This is a genomic window from Streptomyces sp. NPDC041129, from assembly GCF_055592265.1.
The window spans coordinates 245,564-270,983 of sequence record NZ_JBVIYV010000003.1 but is presented as its reverse complement, the minus strand read 5'-3'; the positions used below and the strand labels follow the sequence as shown (position 1 = coordinate 270,983).

Annotated in this window: 22 protein-coding genes and 1 pseudogene; 13 read left to right on the top strand and 10 right to left on the bottom strand. The window is 73.5% G+C overall.

The genetic code is table 11. The features are described 5' to 3' along the window. Window positions 1–63 precede the first annotated feature (63 nt). The 3 genes from ACZ6B1_RS14020 to ACZ6B1_RS14010 all read left to right on the top strand — a co-directional run bounded on the left by ACZ6B1_RS14020 (window position 64) and on the right by ACZ6B1_RS14010 (window position 2,777). Window positions 64–741, top strand: a complete 678-nt coding sequence (locus ACZ6B1_RS14020) for a uracil-DNA glycosylase (RefSeq protein WP_468777997.1) — start codon at window positions 64–66, stop codon at window positions 739–741. Continuing rightward, window positions 738–1,703 carry an N-acetylglucosamine kinase gene (locus ACZ6B1_RS14015; protein ID WP_468777996.1) on the top strand — a complete coding sequence of 322 codons (966 nt, stop codon included), beginning with the start codon at window positions 738–740 and terminating at the stop codon, window positions 1,701–1,703. The genes ACZ6B1_RS14020 and ACZ6B1_RS14015 overlap by 4 nt, the downstream gene beginning before the upstream one ends. Before the next feature lie 150 nt (window positions 1,704–1,853). Then, on the top strand, window positions 1,854–2,777 hold the full coding sequence (locus tag ACZ6B1_RS14010) for a sirohydrochlorin chelatase (RefSeq protein WP_468777995.1): 924 nt from the start codon (window positions 1,854–1,856) through the stop codon (window positions 2,775–2,777). Window positions 2,778–2,865: 88 nt separating this feature from the next. Here the strand turns inward: ACZ6B1_RS14010 and ACZ6B1_RS14005 are convergent, their stop codons facing one another. Both ACZ6B1_RS14005 and ACZ6B1_RS14000 read right to left on the bottom strand, forming a co-directional pair. After that, window positions 2,866–3,897 (bottom strand): lactonase family protein, encoded by a 1,032-nt coding sequence (locus ACZ6B1_RS14005; RefSeq protein WP_468777994.1) that lies wholly within the window; start codon window positions 3,895–3,897, stop codon window positions 2,866–2,868. Window positions 3,898–3,982: 85 nt separating this feature from the next. Then, window positions 3,983–5,473 carry an FUSC family protein gene (locus tag ACZ6B1_RS14000; protein ID WP_468777993.1) on the bottom strand — a complete coding sequence of 497 codons (1,491 nt, stop codon included), beginning with the start codon at window positions 5,471–5,473 and terminating at the stop codon, window positions 3,983–3,985. Window positions 5,474–5,741: 268 nt separating this feature from the next. Between ACZ6B1_RS14000 and ACZ6B1_RS13995 the strand changes: the two genes are divergently transcribed. The 3 genes from ACZ6B1_RS13995 (at window position 5,742) to ACZ6B1_RS13985 (ending at window position 8,514) form a co-directional block, all read left to right on the top strand. Continuing rightward, a complete protein-coding gene (locus ACZ6B1_RS13995; RefSeq protein WP_468777992.1) occupies window positions 5,742–6,218 on the top strand; it encodes an Lrp/AsnC family transcriptional regulator in 477 nt (158 codons plus the stop codon). 20 nt (window positions 6,219–6,238) lie between these two features. Next, a complete protein-coding gene (locus ACZ6B1_RS13990) occupies window positions 6,239–6,934 on the top strand; it encodes an HAD family hydrolase (protein ID WP_468777990.1) in 696 nt (231 codons plus the stop codon). 77 nt (window positions 6,935–7,011) lie between these two features. Then, complete coding sequence (locus tag ACZ6B1_RS13985) at window positions 7,012–8,514, top strand: MFS transporter (RefSeq protein WP_468777988.1); 1,503 nt, start codon at window positions 7,012–7,014, stop codon at window positions 8,512–8,514. Window positions 8,515–8,562: 48 nt separating this feature from the next. Here ACZ6B1_RS13985 and ACZ6B1_RS13980 read toward each other — a convergent pair whose 3' ends face one another. Beyond that, window positions 8,563–9,363: a LysR family substrate-binding domain-containing protein gene (locus ACZ6B1_RS13980; protein ID WP_468777986.1), complete on the bottom strand. Its 801-nt coding sequence runs from the start codon at window positions 9,361–9,363 to the stop codon at window positions 8,563–8,565. 58 nt (window positions 9,364–9,421) lie between these two features. On the opposite strand from ACZ6B1_RS13980, the gene ACZ6B1_RS13975 reads away from it, so the two are divergent. The 3 genes and pseudogenes from ACZ6B1_RS13975 (at window position 9,422) to ACZ6B1_RS13965 (ending at window position 11,539) form a co-directional block, all read left to right on the top strand. Continuing rightward, window positions 9,422–9,814, top strand: a complete 393-nt coding sequence (locus ACZ6B1_RS13975; protein ID WP_468777984.1) for a DUF5997 family protein — start codon at window positions 9,422–9,424, stop codon at window positions 9,812–9,814. Window positions 9,815–9,885: 71 nt separating this feature from the next. Then, window positions 9,886–10,420: pseudogene (locus ACZ6B1_RS13970) on the top strand (DUF4132 domain-containing protein); the annotation flags it as partial. A 321-nt stretch (window positions 10,421–10,741) separates the two neighbouring features. Next, window positions 10,742–11,539 (top strand): helix-turn-helix transcriptional regulator, encoded by a 798-nt coding sequence (locus ACZ6B1_RS13965; protein WP_468777982.1) that lies wholly within the window; start codon window positions 10,742–10,744, stop codon window positions 11,537–11,539. On the opposite strand, the gene ACZ6B1_RS13960 is transcribed toward ACZ6B1_RS13965, so the two are convergent. The 3 genes from ACZ6B1_RS13960 to ACZ6B1_RS13950 form a co-directional block, all read right to left on the bottom strand. Then, on the bottom strand, window positions 11,536–12,273 hold the full coding sequence (locus ACZ6B1_RS13960; RefSeq protein WP_468777980.1) for a flavodoxin family protein: 738 nt from the start codon (window positions 12,271–12,273) through the stop codon (window positions 11,536–11,538). The genes ACZ6B1_RS13965 and ACZ6B1_RS13960 overlap by 4 nt on opposite strands. A gap of 40 nt (window positions 12,274–12,313) precedes the next feature. Beyond that, window positions 12,314–13,711, bottom strand: a complete 1,398-nt coding sequence (locus ACZ6B1_RS13955; protein ID WP_468777978.1) for an FAD-binding oxidoreductase — start codon at window positions 13,709–13,711, stop codon at window positions 12,314–12,316. 140 nt (window positions 13,712–13,851) lie between these two features. After that, window positions 13,852–14,274 (bottom strand): secondary thiamine-phosphate synthase enzyme YjbQ, encoded by a 423-nt coding sequence (locus ACZ6B1_RS13950; RefSeq protein ID WP_468777976.1) that lies wholly within the window; start codon window positions 14,272–14,274, stop codon window positions 13,852–13,854. Window positions 14,275–14,393: 119 nt separating this feature from the next. Between ACZ6B1_RS13950 and ACZ6B1_RS13945 the strand changes: the two genes are divergently transcribed. Next, window positions 14,394–15,488: an NAD(P)-binding domain-containing protein gene (locus tag ACZ6B1_RS13945; RefSeq protein ID WP_468777974.1), complete on the top strand. Its 1,095-nt coding sequence runs from the start codon at window positions 14,394–14,396 to the stop codon at window positions 15,486–15,488. A gap of 12 nt (window positions 15,489–15,500) precedes the next feature. Here the strand turns inward: ACZ6B1_RS13945 and mltG are convergent, their stop codons facing one another. After that, window positions 15,501–16,391: an endolytic transglycosylase MltG gene (gene mltG, locus ACZ6B1_RS13940; protein WP_468777973.1), complete on the bottom strand. Its 891-nt coding sequence runs from the start codon at window positions 16,389–16,391 to the stop codon at window positions 15,501–15,503. Between the two features lie 71 nt (window positions 16,392–16,462). Beyond that, window positions 16,463–18,265, bottom strand: coding sequence for an ABC transporter ATP-binding protein (locus tag ACZ6B1_RS13935; protein ID WP_468777970.1), 1,803 nt, complete (start codon window positions 18,263–18,265; stop codon window positions 16,463–16,465). A gap of 112 nt (window positions 18,266–18,377) precedes the next feature. On the opposite strand from ACZ6B1_RS13935, the gene ACZ6B1_RS13930 reads away from it, so the two are divergent. Continuing rightward, complete coding sequence (locus ACZ6B1_RS13930; protein WP_468777968.1) at window positions 18,378–18,827, top strand: MarR family winged helix-turn-helix transcriptional regulator; 450 nt, start codon at window positions 18,378–18,380, stop codon at window positions 18,825–18,827. Between the two features lie 58 nt (window positions 18,828–18,885). On the opposite strand, the gene ACZ6B1_RS13925 is transcribed toward ACZ6B1_RS13930, so the two are convergent. Together ACZ6B1_RS13925 and ACZ6B1_RS13920 are read right to left on the bottom strand one after the other, a co-directional pair. After that, window positions 18,886–20,508, bottom strand: coding sequence for a peptide-N4-asparagine amidase (locus tag ACZ6B1_RS13925; RefSeq protein ID WP_468777966.1), 1,623 nt, complete (start codon window positions 20,506–20,508; stop codon window positions 18,886–18,888). A gap of 54 nt (window positions 20,509–20,562) precedes the next feature. Next, window positions 20,563–21,300, bottom strand: a complete 738-nt coding sequence (locus tag ACZ6B1_RS13920) for a L,D-transpeptidase family protein (RefSeq protein ID WP_468777965.1) — start codon at window positions 21,298–21,300, stop codon at window positions 20,563–20,565. A gap of 222 nt (window positions 21,301–21,522) precedes the next feature. Between ACZ6B1_RS13920 and ACZ6B1_RS13915 the strand changes: the two genes are divergently transcribed. Together ACZ6B1_RS13915 and ACZ6B1_RS13910 are read left to right on the top strand one after the other, a co-directional pair. Then, window positions 21,523–23,343, top strand: a complete 1,821-nt coding sequence (locus tag ACZ6B1_RS13915; RefSeq protein WP_468777963.1) for an ABC transporter transmembrane domain-containing protein — start codon at window positions 21,523–21,525, stop codon at window positions 23,341–23,343. After that, window positions 23,340–25,121 (top strand): ABC transporter ATP-binding protein, encoded by a 1,782-nt coding sequence (locus ACZ6B1_RS13910; protein WP_468777962.1) that lies wholly within the window; start codon window positions 23,340–23,342, stop codon window positions 25,119–25,121. The genes ACZ6B1_RS13915 and ACZ6B1_RS13910 overlap by 4 nt, the downstream gene beginning before the upstream one ends. The last annotated feature ends 299 nt before the right edge of the window (window positions 25,122–25,420 follow it).

Here is a 25,420-nt window from a genome sequence, read left to right as displayed (position 1 = left end):
GTCCCCGGCCGGACGCGGTCGCGGCTTGTTCGCCGACCGGTGCCCGGCAGTAGGGTGACGCCCGTGGCACCACGACCCTTGCATGAAATCGTCGAACCGGGCTGGGCCAAGGCCCTGGAACCCGTCGCCGGACGCGTCGCCGCGATGGGCGACTTCCTGCGCGCGGAGATCGCCGCGGGACGCACCTACCTCCCCGCCGGACCGAACGTCCTGCGCACCTTCCAGCAACCCTTCGACGACGTAAGAGTCCTGATCGTCGGTCAGGACCCCTACCCGACCCCGGGACACGCGGTCGGGCTCTCGTTCTCGGTCGCGCCCGAGGTGCGTCCGCTGCCGCCGAGCCTGATCAACATCTTCCGTGAGCTGAACAGCGACCTGGGGCTGCCCCAGCCGTCCACCGGCGACCTCACGCCCTGGACACAGCAGGGCGTGCTGCTGCTCAACAGGGCGCTCACCACGGCACCGCGCAGCCCGGCCGCCCATCGCGGCAAGGGCTGGGAGGAGGTCACCGAGCAGGCGATCAGGGCCCTGGCCGGACGCGGCAAGCCGCTGGTGTCGATCCTGTGGGGGCGGGACGCCCGCAACCTGCGTCCGCTGCTGGGCCGGCTGCCGGCCGTGGAGTCGGCGCACCCGTCGCCCATGTCGGCGGACCGCGGGTTCTTCGGATCACGTCCGTTCAGCCGCGCCAACGACCTGTTGATCGAGCAGGGCGGACAGCCGGTGGACTGGCGCCTGCCGTGACCGCCTCCGGTTTCCTGGCCGTGGACTCCGGAGGTTCCGGCCTCCGGGTCGCCGTCGGGGTGCCGGGGCGGCCGCCGTCGGCCCGGGGGGAGTCGCGGGAGCCGGTGCGCACCGGTGCGCGGGGCATCGACCCCGAGCACCTCATGGCGCGACTCCTCCCGCTGGTCCGGGAGCTGACCGCGCGGGCCGGCGTCGGTGAGCTGGGCACGGCCGTCGTCGGCGCCGCGGGCTTCGCCAGCCTGGGCGACGCCCTGCGCGCCGAGCTGCCGGGCCTGCTCGCCGGCGAACTGGGCGTGCGGTCCGTGGCGCTCGCCGCCGACGCCGTGACGGCCTATGTGGGCGCCCTGGGACCACGGCCGGGTGCGGTGGTCGCCGGTGGCACCGGCCTGATCGCGATCGGCACCGATCTGCGCCGCTGGCACCGGGCGGACGGCTGGGGACATCTGCTGGGCGACTGCGGCGGCGGCGCCTGGATCGGGCGGGCCGGTCTCGAGGCGGCGCTGCGCGCCCATGACGGCCGCGACGGCGGCTCCGCGCCGCTTCGGGCCGGCGCCGAGGAACAGTTCGGCCCGCTGCCCGGCCTGCCCGGCCTGCTCTACCCGCGCTCCGACCGCCCGGCGATGCTCGCCTCGTTCGCGCCACGGGTGGCCGCCTGCGCCCCGCACGACCCGGTGGCCGCCGGCATCCTGCGCGCGGCGGCCCGCGCCGTGGCCGAGTCCGCCGCGGCCGTCTGCCCGGCCTCCGGTGCGGCCGAAGTGGCGCTCACGGGAGGTCTCTTCAACATGGGTGACCCGCTCCTGGTGCCGGTGCGTGAGGAGTTGGCGCACCGGCTGCCGCGGGCCCGGCTGGTTCCGGCCGAGGGCGACCCGCTGCACGGCTGTGTGCGGATCGCGGGCGAGCTGGCTGCCGGGCGGCTCACACTTCCGGGTGAACCGTCCATGCTGAATATCGTCCGCACATAGGGGGATTGTCCGCTCTCCATTCCATCTGTCCGGCCCGTGCCCTAAACGCATGCCAAACGGGCGTAACTCATCAGACAAAAGCGGACGGATACCGCTCACCTGCACCCTCCCCGAACAGGGGAACCCAAAGAGCCAGTAACATGCGGCGCCATGAGTTCCCCCACTGGGCCCGCGTCCGGCCTGCCAGTACGAATGCCGCGACCCCGCCAGCCCGGAAGGCACCGCCGACCGGAACCGCTGGTGGCTCCCGAGGGCGCGCCCGCGCTCGTCCTCGCGGTGCCCGGCGCGCCCGGCGCCGCCTCGCGCAGCCTCGCCGAGGAGGTCGTGAGCATCGCCCGCTCCGAGCTGCCCGGCCTGGATGCCCGTATCGGTTACCTGGACGGGGACGACGCCGAGTTCCCGAGCTTGAGCTCGGTGCTGTCCGGCGCCGCCGAGGAGCGGACCGCACGCTTCGAGCAGGCCCGCGCCGCCGGGGCCGACGTCAAGGAGCCCGACGGCCCGGTCGCCGTCGTCGTTCCGCTGCTGGCCGGTCCGGACAGCGCGCTGCTGCGCCAGGTCCGCCAGGCCGTGATGGACAGCCGGGTCGCCGCCGAGCTCACCGACGTCCTCGGCCCGCACCCGCTGCTCGCCGAGGCGCTGCACGTACGCCTGTCCGAGGCGGGTCTGGCCCGCGCCGACCGCGCCCGGCTGTTCACCGTGGCCACGGCCGCGGACGGCATCATCCTGGCCTCGGTGGGCGGCGAGGAGGCCGTGCAGGCGGCCGGCATCACCGGCATGCTGCTCGCCGCGCGCCTGGCCGTCCCGGTCATGGCGGCGGCGCTCGACCAGGAGGGTGCCATCACCGCGGTCGCCGAGCAGCTGCGCTCCTCCGGCTCGCAGCAGCTCGCCCTCGCGCCGTACCTGATCGGCCCCGAGATCGACTCGGCGCTGCTCGCCGCGGCCGCCGAGGAGGCCGGCTGCGCCACCGCCGAGGCGCTGGGCGCCTACCCGGCGATCGGGAAGCTCGCCCTCGCCAAGTACACGACGGCGCTCGGCATCGTCTCGCCGCAGCAGCAGGGCACGCCGGTCCGCTGACGCGACGGCACCCCCGTATGACACAAGGGCCCGCTCCGGTCGCCGGAGCGGGCCCTTCGGCGTGCCGCAGGACCGCGCGGATGCCCGTTCAGCCGAAGACGACGCACGAGGCCGCCGTGACCTCGACGGAGCCGTCGTAGCGGGGAAGTCCCGTCCGATCCCGCACGTCGAACCAGGTCACGTCGCCGGAGCGTTCGTTGGCGGAGTAGAGGAAGCCGTCGTGCTCGGCCAGCGCGCGGGGCCAGTGCCCGCCGCACGGCACCGTGCCGGTCAGCCGGAGGCCGTTCCCCTGGACGGCGAACTCGGACAGGACGTCCTCGCCGCGGGTCGCGGTCCACACGAAGCGGCCGTCCGGCGAGACCACGACGCCCGAGGGGTAGGCGTCGCCGGCCGGGGCGCCCGGCAGGACCGGGACCTCGGCCAGCGGCTTCACGGAGCCGGCGTCGGCGTCCCAGAGGCACACGGTGACCGTCGGGGTGAGTTCGTTGACCACGTAGGCGTGCTCGCCGTCCGGGTGGAAGGCCAGGTGACGGGGGCCCGAGCCGGGGCGCAGCGCGATCTCGCGGTGCAGCGCGGGCACGCCCCCGTCGAGGGTGCAGACCCGTACCGAGTCCGTGCCGAGGTCGACGCTCACGATCCACCGGCCGCTGGGGTCGGGCTGCACCTGATGGGCGTGCGGGCCGCGCTGGAGGCGGTCGTGCGGGCCGGAGCCGGTGTGCTGCAGCAGCCCGGAGGGCGCGGCGGCCAGTGTGCCGTCCGGGCGCACCGGGACGGCGGTGACGCTGCCGGAGCCGTAGTTGGCGGTCAGTACGTGACCGGCGTGCAGGGCGAGGTGGGTGGGCCCGCCGGCGCCGACCGGTACGGGCGGCCCGGCGGGTTCCGGCTTGTCCCCGCCGACCCGGTACGCGGCGACGGCGCCCTCGGCGGTCTCGCTGACCGCGTAGAGCATGTCGCCGGACGGCGAAAGGGCCAGGTAGGCGGGGTCGGGGACGGCGCCGAGGCGGCCGGTGAGGGTCAGCGCGCCGGTGCCCGGGTGGACTTCCGCGGTGACCAGTCCGGGGCCGCCCGCGGCCGTGAACGACCCGATGAACGCCCTGTGCCGCCTGCCGACTGCTGCCACCGCTGTCCCCTCTCGGTCCGCGCCAGTGGTGCCGACGGTAGCAGTCGATCACCGTCGGTCTAGACCAACAGGGGAACGTTTCCCCTCAGGCCCCGACGAGCCGTGAGCCGGAGGGGGCCCGCAGCGGCTCGGCCAGCTCGGCGAGCGCCCGCTCCAGGCCGTGCAGATGGGCCAGGGCGGGCTCGGCGGGGGCCTCGGCGGGCCGGTGGACCTGTTCGAGGCCGCCGTCGGTGAGCGCCTCGACCGCGGCCTCCACCCGCCAGCAGGCCGCCGCCAGGCGGGCGTCGTGGGAGGCCTCGGGGTCCGCGGCGACCGCGACCAGACCGCGGATCTCGCGGGCGCAGTCGTCGAGCAGGGCGAGCACCCGGCGCGCGCGCCGCTTGCGGCCGAGCATCGGGTTCAGCGGGTGCACGAGCGGGGCGACCGAGAGCCGTACCCGGCCCAGGAGCTGCTCCAGCTCGGCCACGCGCGGCGCCGGGTCGGCCGCCGCCGACCCCGCGAGCCGTGCGGCGGCCTCGGCGGTGCAGGCGTGCACGCAGCGCAGGGCGCGCTGGATCCAGGCGTCGGTGGTGGCGTGCGTGGTGACGGGCAGCACGAAGAGCACGGCGAGCGCGGCACCGAGGGCGCCGACGCCGGTCTCGGCCAGGCGCAGGGCGAGCAGGCCGGGGCTGAGGACGCCGAGGAGGCCGTAGAGCGAAGCGGCGAGCACGGTCACCCAGAGCATCATCCAGGTGTAGGAGACGGCGGCCGTGTAGAAGATGCCGAAAACGGCGACGGCCACGAGGAGGGCGGTGGGCACGGCGGCCCCGTGCACCGGCACGGCGGCGAGGAAGCCCAGGCCGATGCCGATGACGGTGCCGAGGACCCGCCGGAAGCCGCGGACCAGCGTCTCGCCGCGCGAGGCGGTGTTCACGAAGACCCACCAGGTGGCGCCCACCGCCCAGTACCAGCGCTGCCCGGACATGAGCTGGCCGGCGACGAGTGCGAAACCGGCGCCCGCGGTCGCCTGCACGGCCTGCCGTGTGGTCACCCGGGCCAGGCCGCTGCCGGCGGGCGGCGCGGGTGCCGCCGCCGGGGGCAGCCCGCGCTCGTAGCACCACAGGCCGAAGCGCACGGCGGCCGCGCTCAGCACGGACAGCAGGACGGCGGCGTACAGCGCGGGCAGCTGTCCGGGCGTGGTGTGCAGGAACTGGGCCATGAAGAAGGTCATGAAGGCGAAGACGCCGAGGCTGTGGCCGCGCGGGCCCCAGCGGCGGGCGTACACGCCGGCGCCGACCACGGCGAGGAACACCAGGTCCCGCGCCACGGGGAAGTCGTGCAGCTCGGCCGCGGCGGCGAGCACGGGCAGGCCGACGGCGGGCAGCAGCGCGGTGGTGACCGCCTGCCCGCGCACGGTGGCGTCGGTGACGGTGAACAGGGCGAGCAGCGCGGCGAGGCCCCCGGTGACCGCGCCGGCCAGGGACTGCCCCGCCGACCCGCACACGGTGACCGCCAGCCCGATGCCGAGCACGGCCCGCGCGGCGAAGCGCAACCGTGTCCGCCCCGGGTCCGCGGCCATGAACACCCTCTTCAGCACTGAGCCCCTCCCCTTGGAACCCCGGGTCGCCCGGAACACCTGGAACGCCGGATGGCACACCGGCGCAGAAAAGGCGCCGCGGGGATCCGCAGCGCCATCGACATCCCCATGAGAGCATCACCGAGGTCACTGGCTCAAGTGTTGGCTGCCTCACTGGTCCAATGGCCCATTCCGGCATCCGGCCGAACGGTCACCGGAACGCCAACGGACCAGGTCGGACGGCAAATGCCGTCCGTCCACCGGTGAGCCATTGGTACAGTCGTGCTTCATGAGCGTGGACGCACTCGACACCCGCATCCTGCGGCTGCTGCTGGAGCAGCCGCGCACCAGCGTGCGCGAGTACGCCCGCATCCTCGGCGTGGCCCGGGGCACCCTCCAGGCCCGCCTGGACCGCATGGAACGCGACGGCGTGATCACCGGTACGGGCCCCTCGCTGTCCCCCGCCGCACTGGGCCACCCGGTGCTGGCCTTCGTCCACATCGAGGTCACCCAGGGCCACCTGGACGACGTGGGCCACGCGCTGGCCGCCGTGCCGGAGATCGTCGAGGCCTTCTCGATCACGGGCGGCGGCGACCTGCTGGCCCGGGTGGTGGGGCGGGACAACGCCCATCTGGAGGACGTGATCCAGAAGCTGATCAGCATGCCCGGTGTGGTGCGCACCCGCACCGAGGTGGCCCTGCGCGAGCGCGTGCCGTACCGGCTGCTCCCCCTGGTGGAGTCGGTCGGACGGGCGGACCGCGCCTGACGCCGGGCATGCTGGACGGCATGAGCGAGCCCGGCACCCTTGCGGTCGTCTTCGATCTCGACGGAACGCTGGTGGACAGCGAGCCGAACTACTACGAGGCCGGCCGGCTGACCCTGGCCGAGCACGGCGTGCCGGACTTCACCTGGACGGAGCACGAGAGCTACGTCGGTGTCAGCACCCTGGAGACCGTCGTCCTCTGGCGGGAGCGCTACGGCCTGCGCGCCTCGGTGGAAGAGCTGTTCGACGCGACGAACCGGCGCTATCTGGAGCTGGCCCGCACCGGCACGCGCGCGTACCCGGAGATGCGGAAGTTCGTGGAGCTGCTGGCCGCCGAGGGCCTGCCGACGGCGGTGGCCTCCGGCTCCTCCCTGGACGCGATCGAGGCGATCCTCGCAGGCACCGGCCTGGACGCCCATCTGCGCACCGTCGTCTCCGCCGACGAGGTGCCCCGCGGCAAGCCCGCCCCCGACGTCTTCCTCGAGGCGGCCCGCCGGCTCGGCGTGGATCCGGCCGGCTGCGTGGTCGTCGAGGACGCGGCGCCGGGAGCGGCGGCCGCTCACGCGGCCGGGATGCGCTGCATCGCCGTCCCGTACGTGGCGGCGCAGGCGGACGCGCCCGAGTTCGCCACGGCCGCGCTGCTGGTGCGGGGCGGCCAGGCCGAGTTCACGGCGCAGTCGGCGTACGCGTGGCTCATGGACACGGCCTCGTCCCGCTGAGCCGGACGGGATGTTCCCGATGCGCGCGGCGGCGCTCCCGGAGTGCGCCCGGCCCAACGGCTGCTTAGCGTGACCCCATGACCACAGTCCACGCAGGGCCCACCCCCGACGACCGGCGGTGGAAGGCGCTCGCGGTCTGTCTGACGGCGGGGTTCATCTCGCTGCTCGACACCTCGATCGTGAACGTGGCACTGCCCTCGATGGAGCACGGGCTGGGCGCCTCCGAAGCCGCCCAGTCCTGGGTGGTCTCCGGATACGCCCTGACCTTCGGACTCGCGCTCGTCCCGGCGGGCCGGCTGGGCGACATGCGCGGCCGGCGCCAGGCCTTCCTGTTCGGGCTGGCCCTGTTCACGGTGGCCTCGGCGGCGTGCGGGCTCGCGCCCGGGCCGTCCTGGCTGGTGGTGTTCCGGCTGCTCCAGGGCACCGCGGCGGGCATGGTCGCACCCCAGACCTCGGGGCTGATCCAGCAGATGTTCCAGGGCTCGGAGCGGGCCAAGGCCTTCGGCCTGCTCGGCAGCGTCATCGGGGTCTCGACGGCGGTGGGGCCACTGGCGGGCGGCCTGCTGATCGACGCCGTCGGCACCGACGACGGCTGGCGCTGGGTGTTCTTCGTCAACCTGCCCATCGGGGTGGCCGCCCTCACCGCCGGGTTGCGGCTGCTCCCCCGCTATCCGGTGGCCGCCGACAAGCGGGAGACGTTCGACCTGTTCGGGGTGCTGCTCCTCGGCTCCGCTGTGCTCGCGCTGATGCTGCCGCTGGTGCAGGAGCAGCAGTGGACCGGGCGGCTGAAGTGGGCGCTGCTGCCGGTGGCGGCGCTGCTGCTGGCCGCGTTCTGGGCCTGGGAGAGACGGCAGGGGCGGTACGGGCGGGCCCCGCTGGTCGACCTGGAGCTGTTCTCGCTGCGGTCGTTCACGCTCGGCGCCCTGATCAGCCTCACCTACTTCGCGGGCTTCACCACGGTCTTCTTCGTGTACACGCTGTTCCTGCAGAACACGGTCGGCTACAGCGCGCTGGCCGCGGGCCTGACGGTGCTGCCGTTCGCGGCGGCCTCCGCGGTCGGCGCGGCCGCCGGGGGCCGGCTGGTGGTGCGGTTCGGCCGCAAGCTGGTCGTCATCGGGCTGGGCGGGGTGGCGCTGGGGCTGCTCGGGGTGGTCGCGGCGGTGGAGATGGTGCCCGGGCGGCACGTGGGCTGGGCGACCGCGCTGCCGCTGCTGATCGGCGGGATCGGCTCCGGCCTGACGGTCTCCCCCAACACGACCCTCACCCTCACCCGGGTCCCCGTGCACCGGGCCGGAGCGGCAGGCGGCGTCCTCCAGACGGGCCAGCGGGTCGGGTCGGCGGCCGGGATCGCCGTGGTGGGCGCGGTGTACTTCGCCCACCAGTCCAGTCACGGGTACTCCGTCACGGCCATTCAGCTCGGGCTGCTCACCGCGGTCGGACTCATCATGATCGCGCTGGCGCTGGCGGTGGCGGACCTGCGGGAGCGCCGGACACACCCCGAACCGGTACGGCCCGGGGAGAGGGTCCGGCACGGCTCCGCGGAGGGCGGCGCGGAGGAACCGGTGCGGCCCGGGTCCTGAGCCCGTTTCCCCCGGGACCCGGGGCCCGGGTCACGGCACGACGGTGAACTACGACCTGCGGCGCGGCTTGCCCCGCTTGGCGGGCTTGCCCGCCTTCCCGCCGCCCCCGGATCCGGTGCGGCCCCGCGCGGTACGGCTCGCGGACTTCGAGCCGGTCGACTTCCCGGCCGCCGGCTTCTGGCGGCCGCCGCCCTGCTGCGCCCGACCGCGCCGCTGCTCCGCCTCGGCCTTCTCCGTCGTACGGCCCCGCGAGCTGTTGACGGTGCGGCCGCGGACGATGCCGATGAAGTCTTCCACCAGGTCGGTGGTGGCCTCCTCGGGCCAGGACAGGGCGACGCTCGACTGGGGCGCGTCGGTGACGGGACGGTAGGTGAGGTCCCTGCGGTGGTACAGCCGGGCCAGGGACTGCGGGACGATCAGCAGACCGACGCCGGCCGCCACCAGCTCGATGGCGTCGGGTGTCGTCGCGGGACGCTCGAAGGCGGGCTCGCCGGGCGGGGCGGCCCAGTCGAAGACGTCGTCCAGGGGGTGGAACACGACCTCCTCGGCGAGGTCGGCCAGCGTCACCTCGTCGGCCGCCGTGATCAGGTGGTCCTTGGGCACGACGACTACGGTGGTCTCCGTGTAGAGGGGGATCGCGCTGAAGAACGTACGGTCGACGGGCAGCCGTACGAAGGCCGCGTCCGCCTCTCCGGCGCGCAGCAGCCCGGGAGCCTCCGGTGCGGGGACCTGGAGCAGGGTGAGCGGGTTTCCGGGGCGGCGCTCCTGCCAGATCCGCGCCCATTTGGCCGGCGTCACTCCGGGGACGTACGCGAGCCGGAACGACGGTGATTCATCCGAGCCTGTCACCAGGCCAGGCTACCGGCCGTGGTCGGCCGCCCCGCACCCGGCCGATACCCTTGACCTCATGAGTTCGCAGCAGAGCACCCAGACGATGAAGCCCGCGACCGCGGCCAAGAAGCTGGGTGTGTACCTCCCCGCCACCCCCGCCGACTTCCAGGAGGGTGTGGTCACGCGCGCCGAGCTGAACGAGCTGCAGGCCGACCCGCCGGAGTGGCTGCGCGCGCTGCGAGCGGACGGCCCGCACCCGCGTCCGGTGGTCGCCGCGAAGCTCGGCGTGTCCATCTCGGGCCTCGCGCGCGCCGGTGTCACCGAGGCGCTGACCACCGAGCAGATCGAGGCGCTCAAGCAGGAGCGGCCCGAGTGGCTGGAGAAGGAGCGGGCCACCCAGGCCGACGTCCGCAAGGAGGGCGCACGGCTGAAGAGCCTCAAGAAGGAGAAGGACGGGCCGGACGCCTGAAACGGCTGACGCCCCCGCCCCCGGCCCCGGGGGGCGTTGTCAGTGGCCTCCCCCACACTTCCGCTCAGTTGATCACTGCGCGTGCCGGGGGGGCTTGTAGGGGGTGGGTGGCCGCGGGCGATTACGAGATCGCCCTGGAGGGCGGCAAGGTGGTGTGCCGCAGCGCGGCCGGACGCCGGCGGCGGCGAAGTCCGCGCCCGCGAAGCTCGCCGACGAACCGGCGGTCGTGGGTCTGAGGCAGCTCGCCGAGTGGCTGGAGCGGCACGAGCGGCAGTGCCTGGCCGACGTGGAGCGGTGGATGGTGCGCTCGCTGCCGGTGCCGCTCTCCGTGGTCGCCCGGATCTGGCCTGACCCCGCCCGGCAGGCGGCCCTGCGCGACCTCGTCGTCACCGGTGACGACGGCCGGGTCGCCGGATTCCTGCGCGACGCCGACCCGAGCGCGGTCTTGGCCTGGCGGACCTGGACCTCGACGGCGACCCGGTGCGCGTCACCCCCGAGCTCGTCCGCACCCCGCACCCCGTCCTGCTCGAAGACCTCGCGGAACTGCGGGAGTTCGCCGTCGAGCCGGGCGTCGGGCAGCGCGCCGGGCAACTGTTCCGGCGGATCCGGACCGGTTCGCCCGGGTCTGGCCGGCGGCGGCCCGCCACACCGATGGACCCGGCGCTGTGCGCCGCGGCCTGGGGCGCCTGAAGGGCGAGGTACGGGTGAAGGGCGAGGTATGGGCGGGGGGTGGTACGGGTGAAGGGGGCGCGGGCCGCCGTTCCCCCGCGCCGGCGGCCCGCTCCGGCGTTCGTCCGAGTCCGAGCGGGCCGGACGCGCCGGGTTGAAGTGTGCGGCATCCGGGGAGGGCGAGGGTATGCGTACAAGTACGTACGCGGCGCCGGTCGGGGGAGGACGGCGCACGGGCTACACGCGGAGACGAAGCACGTGGCACAGGGGCTGGAGAAGGCCTACGAACGTCTGGTGGCGGTGGCCGTAGCGGCGCTGCACGAACGGGAGCCCGGACGGCTGTGGCCCTCGCTGAGCGACGCGCTGACCGAGCTGTGCGGCGGCGAGGCGGCGGTCCACAAGCTGGACGACTGGAGTGAGCGCAGCGGCACGGTCGGGGCGGCCCCCGGTGCCGCCGCACGCGAACTGGGCCGGCTCCCGGATGCGGAGCTGGGTCTGCTGCGCGCCGGCTACCCCTTCGCCCGGCACTACGCGCAGCGGCCCGAGCGGTCGCCGGTCACCGCGCACCGCGCGGCCGGCCGGGGCTGGCGGGGCAGTGCGACGGCCCGGCTGCTCGGCGCGGTGCTGGACGTCGACCATGTGCTGGGTGTGCCACTGCCCGGCAGTTCGGCCCCGATCACCGGCTGCCTCGTCTTCCGGTCCGGCACGGACTTCACCGACGACCACCTCACCATGGCCGAACGCGCCCAGCCGCTGATGGAGGCCGTGGAGCGGCAGCGGCGGCTCCTGGAGGAGTGGCGCCGGTCCCTGGCCCCGGCCGGGGCTTCCGACGAGCGGGCGGCCGACTGCACGCTGACGCCGCGCGAGACGGCCGTACTGCTGCTGCTCGCCGAGGCCCTGACCGCCGACGCCATCGGCCGGCGCCTGGGCATCTCGGCCCGCACGGTGCACAAGCACGTGGAGAACATCTACCGGAAGCTGGGCACCCGTGACCGGATCGGCACGCTCCTGCGCGCTCAGCGGCTCGGGCTGGTCGCGGCGCCCGGGGGCCGCTAGCGGTGCTCGGGGTTCTCGAAGTCGTGGCGGCATCCCGCGTCCCAGGCGGTGCGCTGGTTGCCGTAGGCGGGAATGCCGCCGAGGTCCTTCAGCGCCCGCGCCAGGTGCAGCAGGTTCCAGGTCATGAAGGTCGTGTTGCGGTTGGTGAAGTCGTTCTCCGGGCCGCCCGATCCGGGGTCGAGGTACGAGGGGCCAGGGCCCGCCTCACCGATCCAGCCGGCGTCCGCCTGGGGCGGGATGGTGTAGCCCAGGTGCTGGAGGCTGTAGAGGACGTTCATCGCGCAGTGCTTGACGCCGTCCTCGTTTCCGGTGATCAGGCAGCCGCCGACGCGGCCGTAATAGGCGTACTGACCGGCGTCGTTGAGCAGGCTCGAGCAGGAGTAGAGGCGCTCGATCACCTGTTTCATGACGGAACTGTTGTCCCCCAGCCAGATCGGGCCCGCCAGTACGAGGATGTCGGCCGCCAGGACCTGCTGGTAGAGGTCCGGCCAGGCGTCCGTCGCCCAGCCGTGCTCGGTCATGTCGGGCCACACACCGGTGGCGATGTCGTGGTCCACGGCCCGTACGACGTCGACGCGCACGCCCTGCGCGTCCATGACGGCGGTGCACCGAGCGATCAGTCCCTGGGTGTTGCTCGTCTGCGGCGAGCGTTTGAGGGTGCAGTTGATCACCAGGGCCCGCAGGTCGTCGTACCGGTTGGGCGGTGCGTCGGTGGCGGGTGGCGAAGCGGTCACGAGGTTCTCCCGGAGGCGTTGGTCCGAGGGCGGGCCGGAGTCAGTCCGCGGCCGGCGGGATGTTCTGGTTGGCGTGGAACAGGTTGTCGGGGTCGTAGGCGCGCTTGACCGAGGCGAGGCGGTCGTAGTGCCCCCGGTAGGTGGCGCGGATCCGGTCCGGGTTCTCCTGTTCGCCGATGAAGTTGACGTAGGTGCCGCCCATGGAGTGCGGGTGAAGGTCGGTCCAGTAGTCGACGCACCACTGCCGCACCAGCTCGGCGTTGGCGGGGTCGGGGTCGATGCCGCCGATCACTCCGGACCAGACGGCGTCCCGGTAGGCCCAGGCCGTGTCGTCGGGGCCGACGCGCTGGGCCGCCCCGTCCACCGGGTAAAGGTGCATGGTCGACAGGGCGGTGGGGATGTTCTCGGCGTACTTGTGGTGCACGTCCACGGCTCCGTCGGAGATGGCGTCGAAGAAGTCACCGCGCCAGTACCACTGCAGTCCCTTGGGGATCAGCGTGTCGAACATGGTCTGCAGCCCGGGGTAGGGCATGGGCGTGGTGAAGTGGAAGGCCGGCGGTGCCGGGTCGTTCACCACCGTGAGCACCTCGGCCAGGTGGTCGTCGGCGAGGCCGCCCGTGTAGCACCAGATGACGCCGCACACCTTCTGCCCGTGGATCGGCTCGGGGAACGGCGGGCCGGGCGGCACGACCAGCACGGCGAAGAACCCGCTGAGCTCCTCCGGTGCGGCGGGCAGGAACTCCCGGTACCAGCGCAGCACCTCCTGGATGCGGTCCACCGGCCAGACCGTCACCGCGACCCCGACCGTGGCGGCCGGGTGCAGCCGGAAGGTGAACGAGGTGACCACGCCGAAGTTGCCGCCGCCGCCCCGCAACGCCCAGAACAGGTCCGGATGGCGCTCCGCCGAGGCGGTGACACAGCTGCCGTCGGCGAGGACGACGTCGGCCGACAGCAGGCTGTCGATCGTCAGGCCGTACCTGCGGGTGAGGTAGCCGTGGCCGCCGCCGAGCGTGAGGCCGCCGACGCCGGTCGTCGACATGATGCCTGCCGGGACGGCGAGCCCGAAGGCGTGGGTCGCGTGGTCGAGATCCCCGAGCTGGCTGCCGCCGCCCACCTGGACCGTCTTCGACTCGGGGTCCACCCTGACCCAGCGCATCGGCGACAGGTCGAGCACGAGCCCGTCGTCGACCAGGCACAGACCCGGCCCGCTGTGACCGCCGCCGCGGACCGCCAGCTCGGCGCCGGTGTCCCGGGCGAAGGAGATCGTCGCCTGCACGTCCGCCACGTCCACGCACTGCGCGAAGGCTGCGGGCCGCCGGTCGATCATGGCGTTGTAGATGCTGCGGGCCTCGTCGTAGCCGGGGTCACGCGGGGCGATCACCGGCCCCCGCAGTGCCTCGCGCAGACCGCCGACAGCCGATTCGTCGATAGCGCCCATGGCTGAGGACCTCTGTGTGGAGCGTGGATCCCATGCGCGGACGCGCCGTCTCGTCCGCGCGTCCGGTCTTCAGTTTTCACCCGTGGGTCACACCCCGCACGTCGGCGTCGCGGGAGGCGCACGGCGTTCCGGGTCCGACGTCAGCCCAGGAAGCTCAGCCGAACCTGACGGTCTCGGTTGTCCTTGTTGGTGTCGACCAAGCAGACCGACTGCCAGGTACCCAGCTCCAGGTGCCCGCCGATGACCGGCAGGGTCGCGTACGGCGGCACCAGTGCGGGGAGAACGTGGTCGCGGCCGTGGCCCGGGCTGCCGTGCCGGTGCTGCCAGCGGTCGTCGGCGGGCAGCAGGGAGTGCAGGGCGGCGAGGAGGTCGTCGTCGCTGCCGGCGCCCGTCTCGATGATCGCGACGCCGGCCGTGGCGTGCGGTACGAAGATGTTGAGCAGGCCGTCGCGCCCGGCCGCGGCCTCCCGCAGGAAGTCCTCGCATTCGCCGGTGAGATCGACGACCCGCTCCCGGGAGCCGGTGGTGACGTTCAGCATTCGCGTGGTGAAGGCATCTGACATGCCCTCCATCCTGACCCATGTGCCGGGTTTCACACGCCGGGTGGAGGCGTCGCAGGCCGTGCTCGGGCGGGCGCCGGGCGGGCGGGAAGATCCGTGACCGCCCCGCTGTTGGCAGGGTCGTGAGCGAGACGCGCGAGGTCGACGTGGTCGTCATAGGCGCTGGTCAGGCGGGCCTGTCCAGCGCCTATCACCTGCGGCGCAACGGATTCGGGCCGGACCGCGACTTCGTGGTCCTGGACCACTCCCCCGGGCCGGGCGGCGCATGGCAGTTCCGCTGGCCGTCGCTGACGTACGGCAAGGTGCACGGGATGCACTCCCTACCGGGTATGGAGCTGTCGAACGCCGATCCAGCGCGGCCGTCGGCGGAGGTCGTCGGCGCCTATTTCGACCGCTACGAGCGGGCCTTCGACCTGCGCGTACGCCGTCCTGTGGATGTGACGGCCGTACGGCCGGGGAGCGGGGGACAGGGCGGGCGGCTGACCGTGGAGACCTCGGACGGCGGCTGGGCCACACGGGCGCTGATCAACGCGACCGGTACCTGGGACCGGCCGTTCTGGCCGCGTTATCCGGGCCAGGAGACCTTCCGGGGACGGCAGTTGCACACCGCGCGGTACGCCGGGCCGGAGGAGTTCACCGGCCGTCGGGTCGTGGTGGTGGGCGGCGGTGCCTCCGGTACCCAGCACCTGCTGGAGCTCGCCCCGTACGCGGCCGCCACCACCTGGGTCACCCGGCGGCCCCCGGTCTTCCGCGAGGGCCCGTTCGACCAGGAGGCGGGCCGGGCGGCCGTGGCGCTGGTGGATGAGCGGGTACGGCAGGGCCTGGTGCCGAGGAGTGTCGTCTCCGTCACCGGCCTGCCCCTGAACGACGCCGTCCGGCGGGGCCTCGCCGACGGCGTCCTGGACCGCCGGCCGATGTTCGACCGGATCACCCCGGACGGGGTGGAGTGGGACGACGGACGGCGGGTGGAGGCCGACGTCATCCTCTGGGCCACCGGTTTCCGGGCGGCCCTGGATCACCTCGCACCGCTGCGGCTGCGGGAGCCGGGCGGCGGGATCCGGGTCGAGGGGACACGGGCGGTCGCCGATCCACGCGTCCATCTCGTCGGCTACGGCCCCTCCGCCAGTACCGTCGGCGCGAACCGGGCCGGACGCGCGGCCGTCCGGGACATCAGGCGGTTGCTGGCCGGGGAGACGGTCCGGCCGGTCGCCGCGTGACGGGCCGACGGTTCAGCGCGGCGCCGGTGTGACGGCGGGCTGCCGGGGGCTGCCGCTGGGCTGCTGTGACTGTGCGGGGCTCTGGTGGCGGGCGCTGAACTCGGTGACGTTGCGCACGTGTTCGGCGTAGTCGGCGGTGAAGCGTGTGTCCCCGGGCTTGACCGTCACGTAGTACAGCCAATTGCCGGACGGCGGGTTGGTCACGGCGCGGATCGCCTCCGGGCCGGGGTTGCCGATGGGGGTGGGCGGCAGTCCCATGCGCTGGTAGGAGTTGTACGGGCTGTCCGAGTCGGCGTGGTCGCCGGCGTTGCCGCCGGTGCGGTTCAGTGCGTAGTTGAGCGTGGAGCCCACTTGCAGCGGCATGCCCCGCTGCAGCCGGTTGAGGATGACCCGCGCCACCTTCCCCATGTCGGCCTTGGTGGGCGACTCGGCCTGGACGATGCTGGCGACGATGACCGTCTGGTAGACGTTCAGCGTGTTGCGCTGCGCCCCGGCGGCGACCGGTGTCGTATCGAACTTCTTGCCGGCCGTGTCGACCATGAGCCGCAGCAGCGACTCGGGGGTGGCGCCCTTCGCGAGGGGATAGGCCGCCGGGAAGAGATAGCCCTCCGGGTTGCCCGCCGCTTCCTTGGGCAGCTTGAGGCCGGCCTTGCCGAGTGACTTGCGGGTGCTGCCCGGGGGCAGTTCGAGGGCCTTGTCGACGGCCTCGTACACCTGGTTCGCGCGCCGGCCCTCCGGGATGACCAGCGTGCGGGGCCTGGCCTGCTCCGTACGACCGCTCGCCAGGCTCAGCAGCGGCACCGCCACGGCGGTGCCGGCCAGGACGGCGCCGGTCACGACGAGGACGAGCTTGCCCCGGCGCGTCAGTCGCATCGTGCTCCGTGGTGGAGTGTTCATCTGCATGCGGGCACGGTAATACGCGTATGGTCACAATCCCGACATATCGTCAGTTTGTCGGCGAGGGCCGCCGCATGTCAGCCCGCCGGCGCCAGCCGGGCGTCCCGGCGCACGAGGGCCGCGTACCGTCCGTCCAGATCCAGCAGTTCGTCGTGCGTGCCGCGCTCGGCGACCCGGCCGGAGTCCAGGACGACGATCTGGTCGGCACCACGGACGGTGGACAGACGGTGGGCGATGGTGAGGGTCGTCCGGTCGGCCGACAGGGCGTCGATGGCCTTCTGTACGGCGGCTTCCGTGCGGGTGTCCAGGGCGCTGGTCGCCTCGTCCAGGATGAGCACCGGCGGATCGCGCAGGATGGTGCGGGCTATCGCCAGACGCTGCTTCTCGCCGCCGGAGAAGCGGTGGCCGCGTTCGCCGACGACCGTCTCGTAGCCGTCGGGCAGCGCGGAGATGTGGTCGTGGATCTGGGCGGCCCGCGCCGCCGCGTGCAGCTCCTCGTCGGAGGCGTCCGGCTTGGCGAAGCGGAGGTTGTCGGCGACCGAGGCGTGGAAGAGGTAGGTCTCCTGCGAGACGACGCCGACGGCGCGCGCGAGGGTGTCGAAGTCGAGGTCGCGTACGTCCACGCCGTCGAGGGTGACGCGGCCGCCGGTGACGTCGTAGAGCCGGGGCACCAGGCAGCCGAGGGTGGACTTGCCGGCGCCGGTGGGACCGACGACGGCGAGGCTGCCGCCGGCGGGCACGGTGATGTCGAGGCCGTCGAGGACCGGGGCACCCTTGCCGTCGTAGCGGAACTCGACGCCCTCGAAGCGCACTTCGCCCTTGACCTCGTCGAGGTGGACCGGCTGCTCGCGCTCGGTGATGTCGACGGGCAGGTCCAGGTACTCGAAGATGCGCTGGAACAGCGCGAGGGAGGTCTGCACCTGGACGCCGGTGGCGAGCAGGCTCACCGCCGGGCGGAACAGGCCCTGCTGGAGCGAGACGAAGGCGACGATGGTGCCGAGCGAGACCTGCGGGCCGCCGAACTGGAGGGCGAGTCCCGCGGTCCAGTAGATGACGGCGGGCATGGCCGCCATGACGATCGTGATCACGGCCATCCGCCAGCGGCCCGCCATGTTGGATCTCACTTCGAGGTCCACCAGTTGCTCGGACTCCGCGGCGAAGGACGCGGTGAGCGAGTCGGAGCGCCCCATGGTGCGGCCGAGCAGGATCCCGCTGACGGAGAGCGACTCGGTGACCGTGGCGGCCATCGCGGCCATCTGTTTCTGGCGCTGGGTGGTGATCTTCTTGCGTTCGTTGCCGACGCGGCGGCTGATCCACACGAACACCGGCAGCAGGAGCAGCGAGACGACGGTGAGCCGCCAGTCGAGGGCCACCATCGCGACGATCGTGGCGACGACGCTGGTGGCGTTGGAGACCAGGGAGGTGGCGGTGGAGGTGACGGTGGCCTGCATGCCGCCGATGTCGTTGGCGATGCGGGACTGCACCTCGCCGGTGCGGGTGCGGGTGAAGAAGGCGAGCGACATGCGCTGCAGGCGGCCGTAGACGGCCGTGCGCAGGTCGTGCATGACGCGCTGGCCGACGGTGGTCGAGATCAGGGTCTGCAGGACGCCGAAGACGCTGGAGAGGACCGCGCTCAGGATCATGCCGAACGCGAGCAGGCTCAGCAGGCCGGTGCGGCGCTCGGGGAGCGCCACGTCGAGGATCTCCTTGAGGAGGAACGGCGTGGCGACCGAGACCAGCGACGAGGCGCCGACCAGCAGGCCGACGATCGCGAGGCGCCCGCGGTAGGGACGGAAGAGCTTCAGGATGCGGCGCACCTGCCGGGGCTGCTCACCGGCGTCGGCAGGCGGGGTCCAGGAGGGTTCTCGTTCGGGGTGCATGGGCTCCTACGGAGGAGGCGGGCGGCGGCCGGGACCGGCCGCCGACGACTGACGGATCGTAGCTCATTGTTACCTATACTCACAATGAACGGCATCCTGATATTGTTCCCGCATGACCTCCCCCGATCCCGACGCCCTGCTCGCCGAGCAGTTGCTGCGGCTCACCCGCCGGGTGCACCGCATCCAGAAACGCCATCTGGAGCGACGGGAGCTGGGCGTCACCCCGGCCCAGTCCCGGCTGCTCCGCACCCTCGCGCACTACGGCTCGCCCCCGCGCATGGCGGACCTCGCCGAGCGCCTCGAGGTGGTGCCACGCGCGGTGACGACACTGGTCGACGGTCTCGAGACGAGCGGCAAGGTCCGCCGGGTGCCGGATCCGACGAACCGGCGGGTGACCCGGATCGAGCTGACTGACGAGGGCCGGGAGACCCTGCGCGAAGTGCGCGGTGCGCGGCGGTCGGCCGCCGAGGAGATACTCGCCCCGCTGACGGAGAAGGAGCGCGCGGTGCTCGGCGTGCTCCTGGACACACTGATCGACTCCGAGACCGCCAAACCCTGCTGAACGCACGCGGCCGCCCCCGCTCCGCCTCGTGCGGCGGGAGCGAGGACGGCCGGCGGCCTCAGCAGCGGCGGCGGTCCTGAGTCAGCGTGCCCTGCGCCGTGCTCAGCGAACGGTCGTAGCACCCCGCCGAGCCGTACACGCGGTAGCGCTCGCCGGACGTGCCGACCGCGTGCCGCTGGTCACGCGGGACGTCGACCGTGTACGCGGCGTCGCCGCTGTAGGTGTCGTCGAGCCGCGACCACGCGGTGCGCCGGCCGCCCTCGCGCCGCACGACCGTGGCCCGGTCGCCCAGGGTGAGGACGGTGCGCAGCCGGTCGTCCGCACCGAGGGTGGTGGCGCCGTCCATCGTGTACGTCCGACGGGTGTGCGTCGTCCGCGCCGGGCCGGCCCCCTCCACCGCGACGGTCTCGTCGTCCGTCCAGGACGCGTCGAGTCCGTCCGTGTTCTCGCCCTCGGTCCAGCGGTGCACGGAGGTGTTGGCGAGGGTGCGGGTGACCGTGGTGGTCACGCGGCCGTGCGAGGTGTTCAGGTATCCGGAGACGGTGAGCCGGTGTCCGGCCTCGGTGTCGACCCGGTTCTCCGCACCTGGCGTCAGGACCGAGGAGTTGGCCGCGTCGCCCGACTCGGAACGGGTGAGCGCTCCGGTGACGTGGTCGCGGTGCACGTCCTGCCACACGAGCACGTTCACGGGGCCACTCCACCCGGACCGACCGGCGGGAACGCCCACCACGGAGACCTCGACACGATGCGGGCGGCCGTCGTTGAGGAGCCCGGCGAACGGCGTGAGGTCGTACTCCACGGGCCGCACGTCGAAGGCGCGCGGCGCCGGGAGGACGTACCAGAGGAACGGGTTGGACCAGCCGCCGGTCCACACGTGGGGGAACGGCGCGGCGATCCCGGCGAGTCGTCCGTCGACCTCGATCTGCACCTCGCGGTACGGGCCGTGGTCGGCCTTGCAGGAGTACGCGGCCGGATCGGCCACGGTCAGGTACCAGAACTCCTCGCAGCCGCCTCCGGATCCGGTGGCGTACACCTCGGCCACGATGCGCTCGCTGTTGCGTGGCGTGGTGAGGGTGGTGGCGTCGGGTGCGCCGGCGAGGGTGAGGACGCGGTCGGGCGCCGGCTCGTCGGGGCGGCCCCGGTAGAAGGTGAGCGTCACCTTGACGTCGATGACGCCGGTGTAGGTGTCGTCCACGACGTTCCCGATGAGCATCTCGACGTCCCGCGGGCCACGGAAGACGTCGCTGTACCGGGTGACGTCCTTCTCCACGTGCCATTCGATGCCGTCGGGCGACGGCTCCGGTGTAGAGGTGCGCAGGATCTCGGCACCGCCGACGTGCAGGTAGCCGAGGCGGTCGAACTGACGGCCCTTCACCTTGCCGTCGAGACGCAGGACGACCTTGCTCCAGCGGTCGCCGCAGCCCCGCGGCGGTGTGTACGCGCCCCGGTACGGGGTGAAGTCGCGGAACTGGGTCTCGGCCAGAGTGACCTGGCAGGACTTCGTGTGCGGCCGGGTGACGGGCGGGGTGGCGGTCACCGGATCGTGCCAGTCGGTACCGAACTCGGCCGGGGCGTCGGCGGCTTGCGTCGCGCGCTCGGTGGCCGCCGCGCCGGTGCCGAAGAGCGTGCTCGCGAGGAGGGTCGCTCCGGCGAGCATGGACATGACTATCCGTCTTCTCATGGGCCCGGTTCTACGGGGCCTCGGGCCCGCCCGCAATGAGGCGTGGCGCCATCCTCACCGGCCCGTCAGATCCGCCCTGTCCCCCATCACCACCACGGGATGCCGGTCCGGATCCAGCTCGCGCAACAGGAACTCCATGGCCGGCCGGGGCATGCTCACGCAGCCCGACGTGCCGCTGCCGTGGTCCATGTGCAGCCAGATGCTGCCGCCCTTGCCCTCACCCTCGGGCCGCCTCGGGTCGTTCGGCGGGGTGCCCCGGACCCGGTTGTAGTCGATGGCGATGACGTAGTCGAAGTCGTGCCAGTACGGCCTGGCCCACCAGCGTGGGGCGGCGATGGACCGGTCCTGCGTGTAGGGCAGTCGGGTGCCCGGATCGCCGAGTACGCCGCCCGCGTCGGTGAGGGTGTACACACCGACGGGGCTGCGCCGGTCGCCGGAGCGGTGGTCCGTGGTCCACCCTTTCCTGCCGTTGTGCGCCGGCCAACCGCGGACGCGCCGCCACGTCTCGCCGTGTCTGGTGTAGAGCACGACCGTGGAGTCCGCCGAGTTCCTGCCGTCGCCGTAGACGGCCACCACCTGTCCGGAACCGGCCGGGACGCGCCGCCGGAGTTCGGGACCGATACCCGGTAGGCGACGCGGGTCGCGCCCGTCCGCGCCGGGCTGCCCGGCCCGGCCGTCCGGTTCCCGAACGCCGGTGCCGCCGCCCGGGGCGCCGCACGCCGCCAGGGCAGCGAGCAGGATCCCGGCGGCCGTCACCACCAACGCGGTACACCGCGCACTGTCGCTCCGCACACGGCCCATGCTGGCACCACCACCGGTTCATTGTGCGATCTTCCGGACATTCACCCTGCCGGGTCACGGCCACCGCCCGCCACGGCCCGCACCTGGCCGGAACCCGGCGAATCGCGCGAGCCGCCCGGGGAAAACCGGTTGAAAATCCCCGGTCCGCGACGCGACCCTTTCACGGCTTGCTGCCGCTCCCCCACCCTCCCTGACACGAGCCACTGGAACGTCATGCGAATCCAAGACCTTCCGTATCCCGATCCGGGCGTACCGGACGCGCGTTCGGGTCCTCACCTCATGTGGTGGCTCTGGCGCAACCAGCTGGGCGGCCAGCTCAAGGCCTTGGCCTGGGGCCTGCTGCACTTCGTGGCCGTCTCCGCGCTGCCCTTCTGCGTCGGTCTCGCCGTCCAGGCCGTCGTGGACCGCTCCGGCGGCCGACTGGCCCTGACGGGGGGCCTGATGGCGTTGTGCGGCACGGCCATCGCGGTCGGCGACACCTTCCTGCACCGGTCCGCCGTCACCAACTGGATCACCGCCGCTGCCCGCGTCCAGCAGTTGCTGGCCCGCAAGGCGGCCCGGCTGGGCTCCGCGCTGACCCGGCGGGTCGCGGCCGGCGAGGTGGTGGCCGTGTCCACCGGCGACGTGGAGAAGATCGGCTGGTTCGTCGAGGCCGTCTCCCGGTTCACCGCCGCAGCGCTCACCGTCGCCGTGGTCTGCGTCGTCCTGGTCGTCTACCAGCCCGCTCTCGGCGTGGTCGTCGCCGTGGGACTGCCGGTCGTCGGGCTCGCCGTGCTGCCCCTGCTCCCCCGGGCCACCCGGCGCGCCGATGTGCAGCGCGAGAAGGCCGGCCGGGCCACCGAGCTGGCCTCGGACACGGTGGCCGGCCTGCGGGTGCTGCGCGGTATCGGCGGCGAGGAGCTCTTCCTCGACCGTTACCGCCGCGCCTCCCAGGAGGTACGGCACGCGGCCGTGCGCAGCGCCCGGATGTGGTCGCTGATCTCCGCGATCCAGGTGCTGCTCCCGGGGCTGCTGCTGATCGCTGTGGTCTGGCACGGCACCCATCTGGCCCGGCAGGGCCGGATCACGGTCGGCGAACTCGTCACCGTCTACAGCGCGGTGATGGTGCTCAACTACCCCTTGCGGCACTTCGAGGAGATCGCGATGGCGTACTCCTTCTCGCGCCCCTCGGCCAGTCGGGCCGCGCGCGTGCTGTCGCTGCGGCGGTCCACGGACGCCGGCGGAGCACGCGCAGCGGAGGTGCCGGGCGGCGATCTGTACGACCCGGCCACCGGCCTGCTCGCGCCCGCCGGCCTGCTCACCGCGGTGGTGTGCGGCGACCCCGACGCGGCCGGACGGCTGGCGGAACGTCTGGGCGGCCACCCCGCCGAGGCGGGAACGCCGGTGGTGCTCGGCGGGGTGCCCCTCGACGAGCTGCCGCTCGACAGCGCCCGCGCCGCCGTCCTCGTCCAGGACAAGGACCCGGTGCTGCTGTCCGGAACGCTTCGCGACTTGCTCGACGTCCCCGCGTCCGGTTCCGTACGGGCCGAGGACGCGCTGGCGGCCGCCCGCTGCGAGGACGTGCTGGACGCGCTGGTACAGGGGTCGCTGGACGCCGCCGACCCGCTGGACTCCCGCATCACCGAGCGGGGCCGCTCACTCTCGGGCGGCCAGCGCCAGCGGCTCGCGCTGGCCCGGTCGCTCATCACCGACCCCGAGGTGCTGGTCCTGGACGAGCCGACCTCCGCCGTCGACTCGCACACCGAGGCGTGGATCGCGCAGGGCCTGCGGCGGCTGCGCTCGGGACGGACGACGGTGGTGTTCACGTCCTCTCCGCTGCTGCTCGACCACGCGGACCGGGTCGTCCTGGTCCACGACGGCGAGGTCGTGGCGGTCGGCGTGCACCGTGAACTGGTCGACACGGAGCCGCGGTACCGGGCCGTGGTGACACGGGAGACCGACGACGAGCGGGCCGCGGCGGATGCGGACGTACCCGGACAGGGCGCGCTCCTGGGCGCCTTCGGCACGCTGGAAGAGATCGAGGAGAGCGCATGATCGGCGTTGCGCCACCGGCGTACGACCCGGCGGCCCCGGCGACCGCCACCACCCTGCCCGTGGGCGCGGCCGCGACCGTACGCGCCTACGTGAACGAACTGTTCCGCCGGCACCGCCGGGCCTTCCTCCTCCTCATCGCCGTCAACACCGTGGCCGTGGTCGCCTCCATGGTGGGCCCGTACCTTCTCGGCGGTCTCGTCGAGCGGTTGTCGGACGGAGCGGCGGAGCTGCATCTGGGCCTGAATGCCGGGCTGTTCGTGCTCGCGCTGCTCGTGCAGGCCGTGTTCGTTCGGCAGGTGCGGCTGCGGGGCGCGATGCTCGGCGAGCGGATGCTGGCCGACCTGCGCGAGGACTTCCTCGTCCGCTCGGTCGGGCTGCCGCCGGGCGTGCTGGAGCGGGCGGGCACCGGTGACCTGCTGTCCCGCATCACCACCGACATCGACCGCCTCGCCAACGCCATGCGGGAGGCGGTGCCGCAGCTGGCCATCGGCGTGGTGTGGGCCCTGCTGCTGCTCGGCGGCCTGGTGGTGACGGCCCCGCCGCTCGCGGCCGCCGTGCTGCTCGCGGTACCGGTGCTGGTGGCGGGGTGCCGCTGGTACTTCAGACGGGCGCCCTCCGGCTACCGCTCGGAGGCGGCCGGGTACGCCGCCGTCGCCGCCGCGCTCGCCGAGACCGTGGACGCGGGCCGCACGGTCGAGGCGCACCGTCTGGGCGACCGGCGCATCGCCCTGTCGGAGCGGCGGATCAAGGAGTGGACCGCCTGGGAGCGCTACACCCTCTGGCTGCGGTCCGTGCTCTTCCCCGTCATCAACGCCGTGCACGTCACCGTGCTCGGCTCGGTGCTGATGGTGGGCGGCTTCTTCGTGCTGCGGGGCTGGATCGGGGTCGGTCAGCTGACGACGGGCGCCCTCGTCGCGCAGATGCTCGTCGATCCGGTGAACCTGATCCTGCGCTGGTACGACGAGGTGCAGGTGGCCCAGGTGTCGTTGGCCCGGCTGGTCGGCGTCCGGGACATCGAGCCGGACGCCGGGGACGCCTCGCTTGCCCCCGGTGGCCGGGACGTGCACGCCGACCGGGTGCACTTCGGCTACCGCGAGGGCGTCGACGTGCTGCGCCAGGTGTCCCTGGAGGTCGCCCCGGGCACCCGGCTGGCCCTGGTCGGCCCCTCCGGCGCGGGCAAGTCCACGCTGGGCAGGCTGCTCGCCGGGATCTACGCCCCCCGGGACGGCCGCGTCACCCTGGGCGGTGCGGAACTGTCCCGGATGCCGGCGGAACGCGTCCGCTCGCACGTAGCCCTGGTCAACCAGGAGCATCACGTCTTCGTCGGTTCCCTGCGCGACAACCTGCTGCTCGCCCGCACCGGCGCCGCCGACGCCGAGCTCTGGGCGGCACTGGGCGCGGTCGACGCGGACGGCTGGGCCCGGGCGCTGGACGACGGGCTGGACGCCGAGGTCGGCTCCGGCGGGCTGGCCCTGACCCCGGCGCAGGCCCAGCAGATCGCGCTGGCCCGGCTGGTGCTGGCCGACCCGCACACGCTGGTCCTGGACGAGGCGACCTCGCTGCTCGACCCGCGTGCCGCCCGGCACCTGGAACGCTCGCTGGCCCGGGTGCTGGACGGCCGCACGGTGGTCGCGATCGCCCACCGGCTGCACACCGCCCACGACGCCGATGTGATCGCCGTCGTGGAGAACGGCCGGATCAGCGAGCTGGGCAGCCATGCGGAGCTGGTCGCCGCGGACGGGGCGTACGCGGCGCTGTGGCGGTCGTGGCACGGGTGAGCGTGCAGCGCTGAGGCCGGGCGCCCGGCCCATCGGTGGCCCGGGCGAGCCTGCGGCGACGGGCTCGCGTGTCCAGCCGCGCGGGCTCGCGTGTCCAGCCGCGCAGGGCCACGCGGCTGGGCCGGGCAGTCCGGCCTGGCACCGTCCCGGCTCACGGACGCGGCCGGGGTCACGGGGGCGGCCGGCATCGCGGGCGCAGCCGAGGTCGCGGGCGGGGCCGGCATCGCGGGCGCAGCCGAGGCGCGGGCGGGGCCGGACAAGCGGGCCGGGTGGTGGCCGGGGGTGCGGTCGCGTCCCGG